General features: G+C 43.2%; 16 protein-coding genes. All 16 read left to right on the top strand.

Features of this window, described 5'->3' with window-relative positions:
* Entirely contained in the window at positions 1-855 is an 855-nt protein-coding gene (locus JT739_RS02270; protein ID WP_237659469.1) for a bifunctional 5,10-methylenetetrahydrofolate dehydrogenase/5,10-methenyltetrahydrofolate cyclohydrolase, read from the top strand.
* A 13-nt stretch (positions 856-868) separates the two neighbouring features.
* A complete protein-coding gene (locus JT739_RS02265; protein ID WP_237659468.1) occupies positions 869-1,516 on the top strand; it encodes a methylenetetrahydrofolate reductase C-terminal domain-containing protein in 648 nt (215 codons plus the stop codon).
* A 12-nt stretch (positions 1,517-1,528) separates the two neighbouring features.
* The gene (locus JT739_RS02260) at positions 1,529-2,401 is read left to right on the top strand and encodes a methylenetetrahydrofolate reductase (RefSeq protein ID WP_237659467.1); all 873 of its coding nucleotides are present in this window, start codon (positions 1,529-1,531) and stop codon (positions 2,399-2,401) included.
* An 18-nt stretch (positions 2,402-2,419) separates the two neighbouring features.
* Positions 2,420-3,802, top strand: a complete 1,383-nt coding sequence (lpdA, locus tag JT739_RS02255) for a dihydrolipoyl dehydrogenase (RefSeq protein ID WP_237659466.1) — start codon at positions 2,420-2,422, stop codon at positions 3,800-3,802.
* A 12-nt stretch (positions 3,803-3,814) separates the two neighbouring features.
* Entirely contained in the window at positions 3,815-4,594 is a 780-nt protein-coding gene (locus JT739_RS02250) for an AAA family ATPase (RefSeq protein ID WP_237659465.1), read from the top strand.
* Between the two features lie 35 nt (positions 4,595-4,629).
* A complete protein-coding gene (acsD, locus tag JT739_RS02245) occupies positions 4,630-5,568 on the top strand; it encodes an acetyl-CoA decarbonylase/synthase complex subunit delta (protein WP_237659464.1) in 939 nt (312 codons plus the stop codon).
* 19 nt (positions 5,569-5,587) lie between these two features.
* Positions 5,588-6,946: an acetyl-CoA decarbonylase/synthase complex subunit gamma gene (acsC, locus tag JT739_RS02240; protein ID WP_237659463.1), complete on the top strand. Its 1,359-nt coding sequence runs from the start codon at positions 5,588-5,590 to the stop codon at positions 6,944-6,946.
* A gap of 44 nt (positions 6,947-6,990) precedes the next feature.
* Positions 6,991-7,776 carry a carbon monoxide dehydrogenase/acetyl-CoA synthase methytransferase subunit gene (acsE, locus tag JT739_RS02235; RefSeq protein ID WP_237659462.1) on the top strand — a complete coding sequence of 262 codons (786 nt, stop codon included), beginning with the start codon at positions 6,991-6,993 and terminating at the stop codon, positions 7,774-7,776.
* A gap of 41 nt (positions 7,777-7,817) precedes the next feature.
* A complete protein-coding gene (gene acsB, locus JT739_RS02230) occupies positions 7,818-9,941 on the top strand; it encodes an acetyl-CoA decarbonylase/synthase complex subunit alpha/beta (protein WP_237659461.1) in 2,124 nt (707 codons plus the stop codon).
* A 23-nt stretch (positions 9,942-9,964) separates the two neighbouring features.
* Complete coding sequence (gcvH, locus tag JT739_RS02225; protein WP_237659460.1) at positions 9,965-10,342, top strand: glycine cleavage system protein GcvH; 378 nt, start codon at positions 9,965-9,967, stop codon at positions 10,340-10,342.
* Between the two features lie 100 nt (positions 10,343-10,442).
* Positions 10,443-12,371: a corrinoid activation/regeneration protein AcsV gene (gene acsV, locus JT739_RS02220; protein ID WP_237659459.1), complete on the top strand. Its 1,929-nt coding sequence runs from the start codon at positions 10,443-10,445 to the stop codon at positions 12,369-12,371.
* Between the two features lie 144 nt (positions 12,372-12,515).
* On the top strand, positions 12,516-12,761 hold the full coding sequence (locus JT739_RS02215) for a hypothetical protein (protein ID WP_237659458.1): 246 nt from the start codon (positions 12,516-12,518) through the stop codon (positions 12,759-12,761).
* A 19-nt stretch (positions 12,762-12,780) separates the two neighbouring features.
* Positions 12,781-12,978 (top strand): CooT family nickel-binding protein, encoded by a 198-nt coding sequence (locus JT739_RS02210; protein WP_237659457.1) that lies wholly within the window; start codon positions 12,781-12,783, stop codon positions 12,976-12,978.
* Positions 12,975-13,385 carry a DUF3842 family protein gene (locus JT739_RS02205; RefSeq protein WP_237659456.1) on the top strand — a complete coding sequence of 137 codons (411 nt, stop codon included), beginning with the start codon at positions 12,975-12,977 and terminating at the stop codon, positions 13,383-13,385. Before JT739_RS02210 ends, JT739_RS02205 begins: the two co-directional genes overlap by 4 nt.
* 144 nt (positions 13,386-13,529) lie before the next feature.
* Positions 13,530-14,126 (top strand): glycerol-3-phosphate 1-O-acyltransferase PlsY, encoded by a 597-nt coding sequence (gene plsY, locus JT739_RS02200; protein ID WP_237659455.1) that lies wholly within the window; start codon positions 13,530-13,532, stop codon positions 14,124-14,126.
* 202 nt (positions 14,127-14,328) lie between these two features.
* Entirely contained in the window at positions 14,329-14,937 is a 609-nt protein-coding gene (locus tag JT739_RS02195) for a glycerol-3-phosphate responsive antiterminator (RefSeq protein ID WP_237659454.1), read from the top strand.
* Positions 14,938-15,168 lie beyond the last annotated feature (231 nt).

Genomic DNA, 15,168 nt, shown 5'->3' with positions numbered 1-15,168 from the left:
ATGACTAAAATACTCAGCGGCAAGGAAGTTGCAGCAGCATTAAAAGAAAAGCTTGCAGCAGAGGTAGAACAATTCAAGCAAAAGGGAAAGACACCGGTGCTTTGTATAGTTATGGCTGGAGACAGGCCCGATTCTGCCGCTTATATCAAAGGTGCTGTGAAGCGGTGCACCGATATAGGCATCGATTGCCTGGTGGAAAAATTGCCGGAAGAAATAAGCCAGGATGAATTTTTGAAAGTCATTGAAAGATTGAACGGGGATACAAATGTAAACGGCATTCTTATCATGAGGCCCCTTCCAGAGCAAATATCGGAAGATGTAGTCAAATATAAAATTGCACCTGAAAAGGATGTTGACTGTTTTAATCCCATCAATGTAAGCAAGGTAATGAGCGGTGACGGTGATGGATTTGCTCCATGCACGCCTCAGGCAGTAATTGAGATTTTAGACCATTACGGCATTGAAATCAGCGGCAAAAGGACAGTAGTTATCGGAAGGAGCATGGTAGTAGGCAGGCCTTTGGCAATGATGCTCCTCAAGCGAAATGCTACGGTTACCATCTGTCATACCAGGACAAAGGACCTGGCCGGGGAAGCAAAGAGAGCCGAAATCCTCATTGCAGCAGCAGGCAAAGCTCGTATGGTTACAAAAGATATGGTAAATGATGGTGCAGTAGTTATTGACGTTGGAATTAACTTTGATGAAAACGGAAAGATGTGCGGCGATGTGGACTTTGATAGTGTGAGCGAAATTGCCGGGCAAATTACCCCTGTTCCTGGCGGAGTCGGTTCGGTGACATCAACGGTACTTGCCAAGCACGTAATCGAGGCTTTTAAGCATCAACAGGGGCTATAGGGGGAATTTTTTCATGATCATATCCAAGCAAAAACCTTTTGAAGAAATCCTGAATTTTTTAGAGGATAAACAAAATATATTCATAACAGGCTGTAGTTTGTGTGCCACATCGTGTATGACAGGTGGCAAGCAGCAGATTGATGAAATGAAGGAAAGGCTTGAACAATCAGGCAAGACGGTGACCGGTTCTACAGTATTAGACCCATCCTGTCACAAACTGCAGGTAAGGGCATCACTTAAAAAATGCAAGGCAGAACTTGAAGATGCCGATGCGGTCTTGTGTATGGCCTGCGGTGATGGCGCACAGACGGTGGCAAGTGTCGTAAAAATTCCCGTTTATCCTGCCAATGATACTTTGTTTATAGGCGAAATAGAAAGAATAGGCCAATTTTATGAAGCATGCAAAGCCTGCGGCCAGTGCGAGCTTGGCTGGACTGCCGGTGTGTGTCCCATAACAAAATGTGCAAAGAGCCTGCTGAACGGCCCCTGCGGTGGAGCTAAGAACGGCAAATGTGAGGTAAATGTAGAAAATGACTGTGCCTGGATATTAATTTACAACAAGCTAAAGGAGCAAGACTTGCTGGATACATTGCTGGAGATAAAAGATCCAAAGGATTACAGCAAAGCGGCAAATCCCAGAAAGCTCGTCGTTGGCAGATAGGAGGAAGTCAGAATGAATTTTAAGGAGAAGCTGGAAAGAGGAGACTTTGTCATCACTGCAGAAATGGCCCCACCCAAAGGGATCGATTTTAATCATATAAAAGAGTGTGCCAGAGCACTAAAAGGCAGGGTTGATGCAGTTAATGTCACTGATTTTCAGAGTGCAGTAGTTAGGGCATCTTCTCTTGGAGGAGCCAAGATATTGCTGGATGAAGGTCTTGAGCCAATAATGCAGATAACCGGAAGAGATAGAAACCGCATCGCTATCCAAGGCGAATTGCTGTCAGCGGCAGCTCTGGGCATTCAAAATGTGTTGGCACTGACCGGAGACCATCCCAGCATAGGCGATCATCCCGAAGCCCGCGGAGTCTTTGATATGGATTCGGTAAATATTCTCCAGGCGGCTACAAAGCTCATGAACGGGTATGATATGAACGGACATGAACTTTCAGGAGCACCTCAGTTTTTTTTGGGAGCAAGTGTCACACCTCTTTATGATCCCTTAGAACTGCAGATTATAAAAATAAAGAAAAAAATACAAGCTGGTGCGAAATTTTTTCAGACACAAGCGGTCTTTGATATAAAAATAATAAAGGATTTTATGAAAAGAGTGGAGAATTTAAATATTAAAGTACTAGTTGGAGTCATACCTTTAAAATCTGCCGGTATGGCTAAATATATGAACAATAATGTTCCCGGTATTTGCGTTCCAGATGAGATAATCGACAGAATGCAAAAGGCTCAGGACAAGACAAAAGAAGGTTTAACTATTGCGGCTGAATTTATTCAACAGATACGAGAAGAAAAAATATGTGACGGAGTCCATGTCATGGCTATTGGGGCCGAAGAAAATGTAGCCACACTGCTTGACATGTGTGGATTCTAAAGAACTGGAGGGTTGGTGATGACAAAAAGAATAGTAGTTTTAGGTGCCGGTCCCGGTGGATACGTTGGGGCTATCAAAGCGGCAAAAATGGGAGCTGAGGTAACACTTGTAGAAAAAGACACGGTAGGAGGGACCTGTCTTAATAGGGGCTGCATTCCAACAAAGGCGCTCCTTGCCTCAAGCGATGTTTTGACAAATATTAGGCAAGCTAAGGATTTCGGAATTATAGTGGTAGGTGACGTAAAACCGGATATCAATTTTATTGTCGATCGGAAAGATAAAATCGTAGAGCGACTGGTCAGCGGTATAGAGTTTTTGCTCAACAAAAATAATGTAAGACTTGTGAAAGGCACGGGCAAAATTACAGATAAGAATAAAGTTACTGTGACAAAAGATGATGGCACTACAGAGGACATAGAGGCAGATGCCATAATTATTGCCACTGGCTCACTGCCGGCAAGAATTCCCATTTTCCCGTATGATGGGGAAAAAGTTATAACCAGCGATGAGGCGCTGAATTTGAGGCAAATTCCAAAGAGCATGATAATTGTAGGAGCCGGTGTCATAGGATGTGAGTTTGCGATGTTCTTCAACACCCTTGGCACTTCCATTACCATGGTTGAAATGATGGACCATGTGCTGCCTCTGGAAGATAGAGAGATCGGCCAGGAAATGGAGAAAGTAATGAAGCGCAAAAAGATAAAGCTGATGTTAAAGGCAAAAATTGAAAGGGTAGAAAAGACAGATTCCGGAGTGAAGGCGATTTTTGGAGATGGAAAAGAGATTGAAGCAGATATGATGCTGGTGGCTATCGGCCGGCAGGCAAATATCGCTGGTTTAGGTCTTGAAGAATTGGGAGTGGCCGTAGAAAGAGGCAGAATACTGGTCGATGATTACATGCAGACAAATGTAGAAAACATATATGCGATTGGAGATGTGGTGCCCGGAGCCCAACTTGCCCACCTGGCTTCTGCTGAGGCCGAATGTGCTGTAGAAAACATCATGGGCCATAAATGCGAAATGAATTATCAGGCTGTGCCTCGAGGAGTGTTCACTGACCCTGAGGTATCAGGCGTAGGTCTTACAGAAGAAGAAGCAATAGCCAGGGGCTATACTGTCAAAAAAGGAGACTTTGCCTTTAAGGGCCTTGGAAAAGCTCAGGCTATGGGACAATTTGTCGGTAAAGTTAAAGTCATAGTGGATGAAAAAACGGACAAATTACTTGGAGCATCAATCATAGGTCCTCATGCAACGGATCTTATTCATGAGCTTGCGGTAGGCGTAAGATACGGGCTTACTGCAGAGCAGCTTGGCAGAGTTATTCATTCACATCCTACATTAAGTGAAGCGGTAATGGAAGCCCTTCAAGATGTAAACGGATTATCAGCCCACAAAGTATAAGGAGATGATGACATGGCTTACACTGTAGCCGTAGCCGGAAAAGGCGGAACCGGCAAGACCACACTGGCAGGTTTTTTAATCGATTATTTGGCAGAAAAAAGATTGTCGCCGGTCTTGGCGGTAGATGCCGATCCCAATGCCAATCTAAATGAGGTATTAGGTGAAGACGTTGAAATAACTTTAAGCGACATAAGGGAAGATGTGAGCATAAAAAATCGTGACGGCAATTTGCCCAGTGGCATGACCAAAACTGACTACATCAACTATAAGCTTCAACAGGCCATCATAGAAGGCAAAGGCTTTGACCTATTGGTAATGGGCAGGCCGGAAGGACCGGGGTGTTACTGCTTTGCTAACGGCATTCTGAGAGAAGCCACCGATAGACTTTCTGACAACTACAAAGTTCTGGTCATAGATAATGAAGCAGGCCTTGAGCATCTTAGCCGGCGAACCACCAAAAATGTGGACATGATGTTTGCCGTAAGCGAATGTTCAAAGCGTGGAATCCAGGCGGCGGCTAGAGTTAAGCAGCTCATAGAAGAATTAAATCTTGATGTTAAAGAGCTTTATCTCATAGTAAATCGAGTTCCTGAGGAAGGGCTGTCCGAAGACATAAAAGCAGCTATTGAAAGCTCAGGTCTGAAACTGGCTGGAACAGTTCCTCTGGATGAGATGGTCTTCGAATATGACAACAAAGGCATACCTCTTGTCAAGCTCCCGAAGGACTGTAAGGCAGTCAAATCCATAAGGGAAATTTTTGATAAGATATTGCTCTCTCAGATAAAGGCTTAATACCTACATGGCAAAATATTAATGGAGGAGATACTATGGCTTATAAAATGCCTGTACAAAAGTATTCTGGCAAAATCAATGAAGTTACAATTGGAAACGGTTTAAAATTAGGCGGGGAATCGGTTTTGCCCTTTTACAGCTTTGACGGCGACATTGGCAACAAACCGGCCATCGGTATGGAAATATGGGATATATATCCTGAATCCTGGCCCAAATGCCTCCAGGAGATTTTTAAAGATGTAGCCGATGACCCTGCAAAATGGGCAAATTTCTGTATATACAACTATAGTCCAGATTTTATATGTTTAAAGTTTGAAGGTGCAAGTCCGGATGGGCTTGACAGGTCACCGGAAGAATGTGCTGAAATTGCAAAAAAAGTAGCCGAAAGTGTCAGCGTGCCCCTGGTTATAGCCGGGTGCCAAAGTAACGAAAAAAACGCCAAGGTATTTACAAAGGTTGCAGAAGCTTTAGCCGACAAAAACTTTGTATTTCTATCGGCTGTAGAATCCAATTATAAAGAAGTGGGAGCAGCAGTTGGCATGGCATATGGCAACATTGTAGCTGCTGAGTCTTCTGTTGACCTCAACCTGGCTAAACAGCTAAACATACTAATCACTCAGCTGGGCATTAAGCCGGACAGAATGGTCATGGATCCCGGATGTTCTGCGGTGGGATACGGATTTGAGTATGTAGTTACAACTATGGACAGGATAAGGCTCGCAGCATTGCAGCAGAATGACACCACCCTTCAGGTGCCGATGATTCTGCCCGTATCCTTCGAAACATGGAAAGTTAAAGAATCTGTTGCTACAGAAGATGATGCGCCTGAGTGGGGCAGTCAGGAAGAAAGGGCTGTCGGTATGGAAATATCCACTGCGGTAGGGGTGCTCGGTGCTGGAGCCAATGCTGTGATATTAAGGCATCCCCGTTCAGTTGAAGTGGTTCGCAATTTTATCAACCAGATGACCGAATAAGTAAAAGGAGAGATGTATTATGGCCCTCAATGGTATGCAAATATATAAATTACTGCCGCAAAAAAACTGCAAGGAGTGCGGATTTCCTACGTGTCTTGCCTTTGCCATGAAGCTGGCCCAAGGTAATGTGGAAGCAGAAAAATGCCCTTACATGTCAGATGATGCTAAGGCAAAGCTGTCTGAAGCAACAGCACCTCCTATGAGAACTGTTAAATTTGGTGCAGGGGATTTTGAATATGCCTTAGGTGGAGAGACGGTCTTGTTTAGACATGAAAAAACCTTTGTAAATCGTCCAAGATTTGCAGTAATGTTCTCAGATGCCATGAGCTCTGACGAAGTTGATAGAAAGATAAAGAATGTAAACGAGGTAAATTATACCCGAATTAGTGAAGAAATGCACGTAGAAATAGCTGCTTTCAAGTGTGAAAGAGAAGACAAGGACGCTTTCATAAGCCTCATTAAGAAGGTAACTGACAGCTGTCCTAAAGTAGTCCCCATGATCATGACTGAAAATACTGAGATTGCTGAAGAAGCCGTGCGCCAGTTTGGAGATAAGGGTCCCATACTTTTTGGAGCCAATGATCAAAACTATGAAGCAATGGTAAACCTTGCAAAAGACCACAAACTGCTGCTTGGAGTCACTGCCGCAGGCAAGGAAAAACTATACGAACTGGTGGAAAAGATTCAAAAGGCCGGCTATAAGGAACTGTTGCTGGATGCTGGCAGCCGCAATTTAAAAGGTACCTTTGATGATATGATAAACATAAGAAGGACGGCGTTACTGTCCGGTGACAGAACCTTTGGATATCCCACAGTGGCCTTTGTCTGCGACATGGCTCAGGACAAGATGATGCAGCTTGCATGTGCAACCCTTTTTGTTGAAAAATACGCCTCAATTATCGTTCTGAGTGATATCGATTACTCCATAGCACTGCCTTTGTTTGCCCTGAGACAAAATATCTTCACAGACCCTCAAAGGCCCATGCGCATAGAACAGGGCATATATAAGATCGGTGCCGCCGATGAGGAGTCGCCCCTTTTAGTAACAGTTGACTTTGCACTGACCTATTTCATTGTCTCCGGCGAAGTTGAAAGGTCGAAAGTGCCAGCGTGGATTTTAATACCCGATGCGGGAGGATACTCAGTCCTTACTGCCTGGGCTGCAGGCAAGTTCAATGGCAAATCAATAGCTAAAGCCGTAAAAGAATTTGAGGTGGAAAACAAGTTAAAGACGAGGGAACTCATTATCCCCGGCAAAGTAGCGGTACTGAAAGCCGATATTGAAGATGAGCTGCCCGGATGGAAAGTTGTTGTAGGCACAGAAGAGGCTGCTACCTTGACAAACTTCTTGAGGAACTATAAACAGGCAGCTTCCTAATCAAAAGCTTTTAAGTGAATCAAAATTAGCTAGGAGGAGAGCAAATGGCGAGGTTTTTAACTATTGGTGAAAGAATTCACGTTATTTCACCAACTATTAGGAAAGCACTTGAAGAAAGAAATCCGGAGCCCATAATAAAGCGGGCCAGGGAACAGGTCGAAGCAGGAGCCCACTACCTGGATGTGAACATTGGGCCTGCTGACAGGGACGGCGAAGAACTGATGCCCTGGGTGGTTAAAGTTTTGCAGGAAGAGTTTCCCGATACACCCCTGTGCCTTGACACAGCCAACATGAAAGCCTTAGAAGCCGGCATTAAAGTATATGATCGGAAACCGGGCAAACCCATCATCAACTCAGCTGATGCGGGTGCGAGGATCGATATGATAAACTTAGCAGCTGAATACGATGCCATGGTTATAGGCCTTTGTGCCAAAGACGGGATTCCCAGAGATAATGACGAGAGAATCATGTACTGTACGGAAATTCTGGAACGGGCCATGGAAGCCGGCCTCAGCCAGGAAAACATTCTCTTTGATCCTCTATTTGTCGTGATAAAAGGCATGCAGGACAAACAGCAGGAAGTGCTGGAAGCTGTAAGACAAATTTCAGAGATGGGCCTTTATACAACCGGCGGCCTTAGCAATGTTTCCAACGGATGCCCAAGAGAACTTAGAGGTTTAATTGAAGCTACATTCTGTGCCATGGCTATCCAGTGCGGTCTAACCTCTGCTATAATAAACCCATTGGATAAGCTGGTAATGGATGTTATAAAAACCGCCGATTTGATAAAAGAGAGATACCTGTATGCTGATTCTTATTTAGATCTTTAATTAGCTTGAAGGCTAAAATAAATGTCCTTGGAGGGATATGTATGACATTATTTGACATTATTTTCACAGGCTCTGAACAGGCACTTGAGGCTTGCAAGGCATTAGTAGAGCAGACAATTAAGGAATACGGCGAAGACGAAAAGGTAGTTTTTCCGAATACCGCTTACAGCCTTCCGGTAATATACGCAGCTACAGGACAAAAAATCGGGACATTGGCGGATTTAAAAGGTGCCCTGGGAGTCATTGAGAGCCTCATTGTAAAAGAACAAAATCTTGAAAAGGCCTTAAATGCAGGTCTTGCAACAGCAGTGGCAGCAGAAGTCATCGAGGCTTGTAAATACGTAGGAGGAAAGAATCCCTATGAGGAGCCCTGTGTTGGGTTTATCCCTGATACAGTGATCCGATCCCTAGGTGTACCTCTGGTAACCGGTGATATTCCCGGTGTGGCTGTTGTAATCGGTGAAGCGCCATCTGCAGAAGTGGCAGCCAAGATCATTAAGGATTATCAGTCTAAAGGTATACTGGTAACTCTGGTTGGCAAAATCATCGACCAGGCGGTCGAGGCAAAAGTCAAGATGGGGCTTGATTTCAGAGTAGTTCCCCTTGGCTATGACGTGACTTCCGTAATTCACATCGTATCCTTTGCTATAAGAGCTGCCCTTATTTTCGGCAACGTAAAGCCTGGAGATTTGCCGGAGCTGTTAAAGTATACCAAAGAAAGGGTACCCGCATTCGTCAATGCATTAGGGCCTCTCAGTGAACTTGTAGTATCTGCCGGAGCCGGTGCTATAGCCTTAGGATTCCCGGTGCTTACAGACCAGGATGTACAGGAAGTGCCCATGAACTTAATTGTTCAAAAGGATTATGATAAGCTTGTTCAAACATCCCTTGAGGCTCGCGGCATTAAGATAAAAATAACTGAAATTCCCATTCCGGTTGGATTTGCCCCTGCTTTTGAAGGTGAAAGAGTGCGCAAGGACGATATGTTTGCAGAATTTGGTGGCGGCCGCACAACTGCATGGGAATTAGTCAGAAAACGGGAACTTTCAGAAGTAGAAGACCATAAAATTGAACTCATCGGCCCTGATATAGACAGCCTTGGGCCAGAAGGCGGCAAGTTGCCTTTGGCAGTGCTGATTGATGTGGCAGGCAAGAACATGCAAGAGGACTTTGAACCTGTTATGGAGCGCCGAATCCACTACTTCATGAATTACATTGAAGGCGTTATGCATATTGGCCAGCGAGATATAGCCTGGGTTAGAATCAGTAAATCCTCATATGAAGCTGGTTTTAGGCTCAAACATATAGGTGAAGTAATGTATGCCAAGATGCTAGATGAGTTTGGCAGTATAGTAGACAAAGTGCAGGTCACTATTATCACCGATAAGGCAAAAGTGGAACAGCTACTTGAAGAAATTGCACGTCCAAGGTATAATGCGAGAGATGCAAGACTTGCGGGCCTTACCGATGAAAGTGTGGATACTTTCTACTCCTGCTTGCTGTGTCAATCCTTCGCGCCTGCTCACGTGTGCATAGTTACACCGGAGCGGTTAGGTCTTTGCGGTGCCGTCAGCTGGCTTGACGCAAAAGCTACAAAAGAACTGGATCCCACAGGTCCCTGCCAGCCTATCGTTAAAGGCGAGTGCCTTGATGAAGTAAAAGGCCATTGGGCATCTGTAGACCAGGCAGTTGCGGAAAAATCTAATGGAGCAACGACGTCTGTATATATTTACACAATTATGGAAAATCCCATGACTTCCTGCGGCTGCTTCGAATGTATCTGCGGAATTATGCCTGAAGCCAATGGAGTCATCATAGTCAACCGCGAATACCACGGCATGACACCGCTGGGAATGACATTTGGAGAGTTGGCTTCAACTACCGGTGGCGGTGTGCAGACACCTGGTTTTATGGGCCATGGAAGACAGTTTATCACCAGCAAAAAATTCTTATACGGCGATGGCGGTTTACAGCGAGTTGTCTGGATGCCAAAAGAATTGAAGGAAGCCCTTAAGGAAAAATTAATTGAGAGAGGCAAGGAAATAGGAATTGATAATTTCTATGATATGATTGCAGATGAAGACGTTGGAACGGATCCTGATACAGTGGTGGAATTTTTGACAAAGGTAGGCCATCCTGCCCTTACCATGGATCCCATGTTTTAATAAAAGTGGGGAGGGGTTTTAATATGGAATTTCCATCTGATTTAAAATATCATAAAGAGCATACATGGGCAAAAATTGAAGGTGAGGTTGCTATTATAGGCATAACTGACTATGCCCAAGATCAGCTGGGTGAAGTCTTGTTTGTGGATTTGCCGGAAGTAGGCGATACCATAACTCAAGGCGAGCCCTTTGGCAGCATTGAATCTGCTAAAGTGTCCTCAGACCTTTATGCGCCTGTTAGCGGAGAAATCATCGAAGTTAATGAAGCACTGGATGATGAGCCTGAGCTGGTCAATAATTCGCCTTATGAAGATGGTTGGATAATTAAAGTGAAAGTAAGCGATCCTGCTGAAGAGGGAAACCTCCTTTCTAGCAGTGACTACGAAAAATCCCTTGAATAATCGTCCCTACAAGCCACTTTTAACAAGTGGCTTGTACCTTTAATAAAAAAGGGCTTGAATTGTTCAAATTAGGGAGTCAAAAGATAGGGTGATAGCTTATATGGATAAATGCAGAGTTACTTTCTTGCCCATAGGCAAGACCGTAGAGGTTGCCAGGGGCACAAATTTAATGGAAGCAGCACGAAAAGCCGGTGTATTTTTAGATGCACCTTGCGGTGGCAAGGGCCATTGCGGCAAATGTCGGGTTACGGTCAAATCAGGCCAACACAAGCATGAATACACTCCCATTCTCACTGAAGAAGAAATTCAGCAAGGGACAAGGCTTGCCTGTCTTACCTGGGTCCAAGAAGACATGACCGTTAAGCTTATGGAAGTGGATGTTGTCAACGACATAATGGTGGAAAATATAACGTCTAGAGCAAGCACAAAATTAGTCAATAGGGCTATTGATATTCTAAAAGATTCAGGTATTAAAGTTGGAACTAGTTTTAAGATTGTCCCCGTCAAGCTCCCCGAGCCTACAATAGATGACAATATCCCCGACCTGGAAAGGGTACAGCGAGAGCTGAAAAGCGTTTTGGGATGTACAATGGTAAATTGGACCATAGATGCACTGAGAAAGCTGCCTGTGCTGTTAAGGGATTCCGATTACGGAATAACCCTAACACTTTTGAAAAATGGGCGCGGATATGATGTCATTAATGTGTCTGCCGAAAGCAAGACCTCTTCTTATGGACTTTGTGTTGATGTGGGGACCACTACTGTGGCAGCCTGCTTGGTGGATATTGAGACCGGAGAAATAAAATCATCTGCCAACAGCGGTAACCTTCAGATGCAGTACGGTGGAGACATAATTAACCGCATTATCTATTCCACGAAGGAAAATGGACTGGAGAAACTCAACCATGCCATAGTTGAAGGCACCGTAAATCAGCTGATCAGGGAAATGATAAAAGAGCTTGAAATTACACAAGACGAAATAGTTTTCTCGGTCTTTGCAGGCAATACAACCATGGCCCATCTGCTGCTGGGGGTTTATGCGGAAAATATCAGGCTGGAACCTTATATACCGGCATTTAGAAACGCACCTGCATTAAAGGCTGGCGATATTTCACTTGGTATAAATAAAAATGCCCCGGTATTTATTCTCCCCAATGTGGCAAGCTATGTGGGCGGCGATATAGTTGCGGGAGTTTTGGCATCGGGCCTGTGGAACGGTGACGAGACCGTGCTCTTTATAGATTTGGGCACCAACGGAGAAATAGTGCTGGGAAATAAGGAATGGATGTTGACCTGTGCTTGTTCGGCAGGACCGGCCTTTGAGGGTGGCGAAATCAGCTGCGGCATGAGGGCAGCCAGCGGTGCCATTGATGAGGTAAGAATTGATAGGCAAAATTTAAAACCCATTATCAGGGTCATCGGAGACACAAAACCCAAAGGCATATGCGGCTCTGGAATAATTGACCTTATTGCCGAAATGTTTTTAAAGGGTATAATAGATATGAAGGGGAAAATAAATCAAAACATAAAATCTGACAGAATAAGGTATAACCAGCATTTCGGCTGTTTTGAATACGTAGTAGCCTTTGGCAGTGAAACCAAGGACGGTCTAGACATAACAATAAATGAGATTGATATCGACAATTTCCTCCGGGCCAAAGGTGCCGTCTATTCCGGCGCAAAAACCCTTCTGAACAACATAGGAATGGATGTTTCCGATATTGACAGGGTCATCATCGCTGGAGGCATAGGGCAAAACCTTGATATAAACAATTCAATTACTATCGGCCTGTTGCCCGATTTACCCCATGAAAAATTTGAGTTTATCGGCAACAGCTCCCTCACCGGGGCATATGCATGTCTTGTAAGTGACGATGCTCGGGAAAAGGTAAAGGAGATTGCCGACAGTATGACTTACATCGAACTGAGCGCAGACCCGGCTTACATGGAAGAATTTATTAGCGCCTGTTTTCTGCCTCATACGGATACCAGTCTATTCCCCAGCTTAAAAAAGGCGATGAATTTATAGGTTTTACAGCCACAAGTGTCCAAGTGCGATTCTAACGATAGTAATAAAGAATCACAAAATTAAAGGATGATTGGTGCCGTCATCTAGACAAAAGTATCTTTACACATGGTATTTATGCGATATCATAAAAAAAGGAGGCGTATCATGAGCGAACACAATTGCTGCAGAGGTTGCGGAAGCAGGGCAAGTAAGGAAAAAGATGTTGAGACCTTGAGAATACTTTTAGCCCACTGGATCGAGCACAACAACTCCCATGAACAGGGTTTTAGAGAATGGGCTGAAAAGGCAGAGAAACTTGGAAAAGCTAAAGCATATGAATTCATATCCAAAGCTGCTGACTCTCTCAAAGCCGCCAGCGATTACCTGCTTGAAGCCAAAAAACATATTTAGCAGAGCGGGGGTGCATAAAATGTGCGAGTCTAAGGTATATATTTTAGAAAACGGACAGGAAAAAATATTGATGGACAATGTTATCCACATAGAACCTCAAGATGGAAAATTATTTATGTATGACCTTTTGGGTGAACAAATGATTGTAGATGCCGCAATTAAAGAAGTGAAACTGCTTGAGCATAAAATAATCTTAGAAAGAGAGAAAGCAAAATGAATATAGCAGTGATAGACGGCATGGGAGGAGGTATTGGCAGTCAGATCATATCACTTTTGAGACAGGATTTACCCAGTGATGTCAAAATTTATGCCTTGGGTACAAATTCAGCTGCAACCTCAAATATGATGAAGGAAAAAGCCAACAAGGGTGCTACTGGAGAAAGTGCAATTACTTTTGTTGTGAACAAAGTGGATGTAATAGTAGGCTCCCTTGGGATTATTATTCCAAACTCAATGCTGGGAGAGATAACTCCAGGTATTGCAACAGCTATAGCTTCATGTAATGCCAAGAAGATTCTCATACCCATTATAGATAACGAGGATATTACCCTCTTAGGAATTGAAAAAAAGCCGTTGTTCTTAGCTATAAAAGATGCCATTGAAAAAATAAAAGAGCTACTGTAAAATGCAGAGATTGTATGAGCCGCATAGAAGCGGCTTTTGCTTTATCAGTGTCAATTTTAACCATTGACATATAGAAAAATGGAGTGTATAATATTAAGTGAATTACAAATTGTAAAAACATTCTTTAGAAAGGTGAAGAATCTCTTGGTAAAATCTATCGTATTTATCCTAGCAAGTTATCTTGTGGGTTCTATTTCATTTGCATATTATATTTGTCGCAAATTCTATTCTATTGATATTCGCCGATACGGTAGTGGAAATCCAGGTTCAACTAACGTGCTTCGCGTACTTGGAACAAAACCTGCCCTTATAGTCTTTACGGCAGATTTGTTAAAAGGCTTAATAATGGTGACCCTTGGCAGGCTTTTAGGTGGTGAAAATATAGCACTGCTTTCTGGTATAGCGGTAGTAGTCGGACATGATTGGTCAATTTTTCTAAACTTCAAAGGGGGCAAGGGTATTGCTACCAGTTTTGGAGTTATCATAGGCCTTTTTCCAAAATTGGCCCCTATAGTTTTAATAATTGGCATTTCGGTTATATACATATGGCGGTATGTTTCACTAGGTTCAATAAGTGCCGCAATAGCGTTACCTATTCTTCTGTTATTATTTAAATACCCTGCAAAGCACATTATAGTGGGCCTGATTTTAGGTATAATAGCTGTATGTCGACACAGGGACAATATAGAGAGACTGTTGGCTGGCAAAGAAAATAAATTAGGCCAAAAGGTACGTAGATAAATAATTCTCATAAAGAAGCTGGCAAAAAGTATCAACAGAGTTAAAAAGATCATGCAGATATTGATACTTTTTACCAGGCAAATAACCTGCAATGCCCAATAATCAATTTTTATAAACTTGGCATATTTTTTGCAATATATATAAAATAGAGACAGCAGTAAATGTTTTTGCAGGTATTACCGAGTATTCTAGAGGTGATTTTTTGGACGGAATAATGAAAGATTTGCTAATGTTCCCGGTAATACCGGCCATACGAGATGTCAGCAAAATCGATATGGCCTTATCAAAGCAGCCACGATGCATATTCCTTCTAGCTGGTGATATACTCAACATTAGGGATATAGTAAATTACGTAAAACGCGCAGGCAAACGAATTTTCCTACATATTGACTTATTGGAAGGCATAAGTAAGAACCGAATGGGCATAAAATATATTGCACAGGAGATCAAACCAGATGGAGTTATTACTACCCGAGCAAATCTCATAAGCTGTGCAAAAGATGAAGGCCTTTTCACTATCCAGAGGATTTTCGTGCTTGACAGCCTTGCTATAGATACAGCTGCCAAGGCAATAAAAAATGTAAACCCTGATGCAATAGAGATTTTACCTGCGGTTATACCTAAAATAATAAGGAGGATTTGCCAAAGAGTATCCCACCCGGTTATTGCAGGAGGGCTCATCGAGGAAAAAAGTGAGGTTGAATCAGCTCTTAAAGAAGGAGCTAGGGCCATTTCAGTTTCAAAAGAAGATATATGGGATATACCGTTTGAGGACTTGGAGATTTGGAGAAAGTCCTTCCTGGGTAAATAAATAAGCTATTATTGTGTTTATTTGCCTTGGAAGGATTTTTAATTTGCCCAAAAAAGGAGGTGCAAATAAAAAAATAGAATATTATCAGTATAACTTTAGGACCAAAACAATTTGGAGGTGACATTTTGTGAAAAACATAGGGTCAATTATTGGATTTGCTATTGCTGGTATTTTCGTAATGTCAGTATGGGGGGCTTTTGCAGAAGCGTATGGCATTTTTGGCGGCTGGTT

It is taken from the genome of Tepidanaerobacter sp. GT38, from assembly GCF_021991635.1.
Taxonomy (GTDB): Bacteria; Bacillota; Thermosediminibacteria; order Thermosediminibacterales; family Tepidanaerobacteraceae; genus DTU063.
The sequence above is the reverse complement of the archived record's forward strand: the minus strand, read 5'-3'. Positions and strand labels throughout refer to the sequence as shown.

Excerpts from the sequence above, each read along its gene's own strand:
- lpdA (WP_237659466.1), top strand. The coding sequence starts at position 2,420 with ATGACAAAAAGAATAGTAGTTTTAGGTGCCGGTCCCGGTGGATACGTT.
- acsV (WP_237659459.1), top strand. The coding sequence starts at position 10,443 with ATGGATAAATGCAGAGTTACTTTCTTGCCCATAGGCAAGACCGTAGAG.
- acsB (WP_237659461.1), top strand. The coding sequence starts at position 7,818 with ATGACATTATTTGACATTATTTTCACAGGCTCTGAACAGGCACTTGAG.
- JT739_RS02270 (WP_237659469.1), top strand. The coding sequence starts at position 1 with ATGACTAAAATACTCAGCGGCAAGGAAGTTGCAGCAGCATTAAAAGAA.
- JT739_RS02215 (WP_237659458.1), top strand. The coding sequence starts at position 12,516 with ATGAGCGAACACAATTGCTGCAGAGGTTGCGGAAGCAGGGCAAGTAAG.
- JT739_RS02265 (WP_237659468.1), top strand. The coding sequence starts at position 869 with ATGATCATATCCAAGCAAAAACCTTTTGAAGAAATCCTGAATTTTTTA.
- gcvH (WP_237659460.1), top strand. The coding sequence starts at position 9,965 with ATGGAATTTCCATCTGATTTAAAATATCATAAAGAGCATACATGGGCA.
- JT739_RS02250 (WP_237659465.1), top strand. The coding sequence starts at position 3,815 with ATGGCTTACACTGTAGCCGTAGCCGGAAAAGGCGGAACCGGCAAGACC.
- JT739_RS02210 (WP_237659457.1), top strand. The coding sequence starts at position 12,781 with ATGTGCGAGTCTAAGGTATATATTTTAGAAAACGGACAGGAAAAAATA.
- acsE (WP_237659462.1), top strand. The coding sequence starts at position 6,991 with ATGGCGAGGTTTTTAACTATTGGTGAAAGAATTCACGTTATTTCACCA.
- JT739_RS02205 (WP_237659456.1), top strand. The coding sequence starts at position 12,975 with ATGAATATAGCAGTGATAGACGGCATGGGAGGAGGTATTGGCAGTCAG.
- JT739_RS02260 (WP_237659467.1), top strand. The coding sequence starts at position 1,529 with ATGAATTTTAAGGAGAAGCTGGAAAGAGGAGACTTTGTCATCACTGCA.
- acsD (WP_237659464.1), top strand. The coding sequence starts at position 4,630 with ATGGCTTATAAAATGCCTGTACAAAAGTATTCTGGCAAAATCAATGAA.
- acsC (WP_237659463.1), top strand. The coding sequence starts at position 5,588 with ATGGCCCTCAATGGTATGCAAATATATAAATTACTGCCGCAAAAAAAC.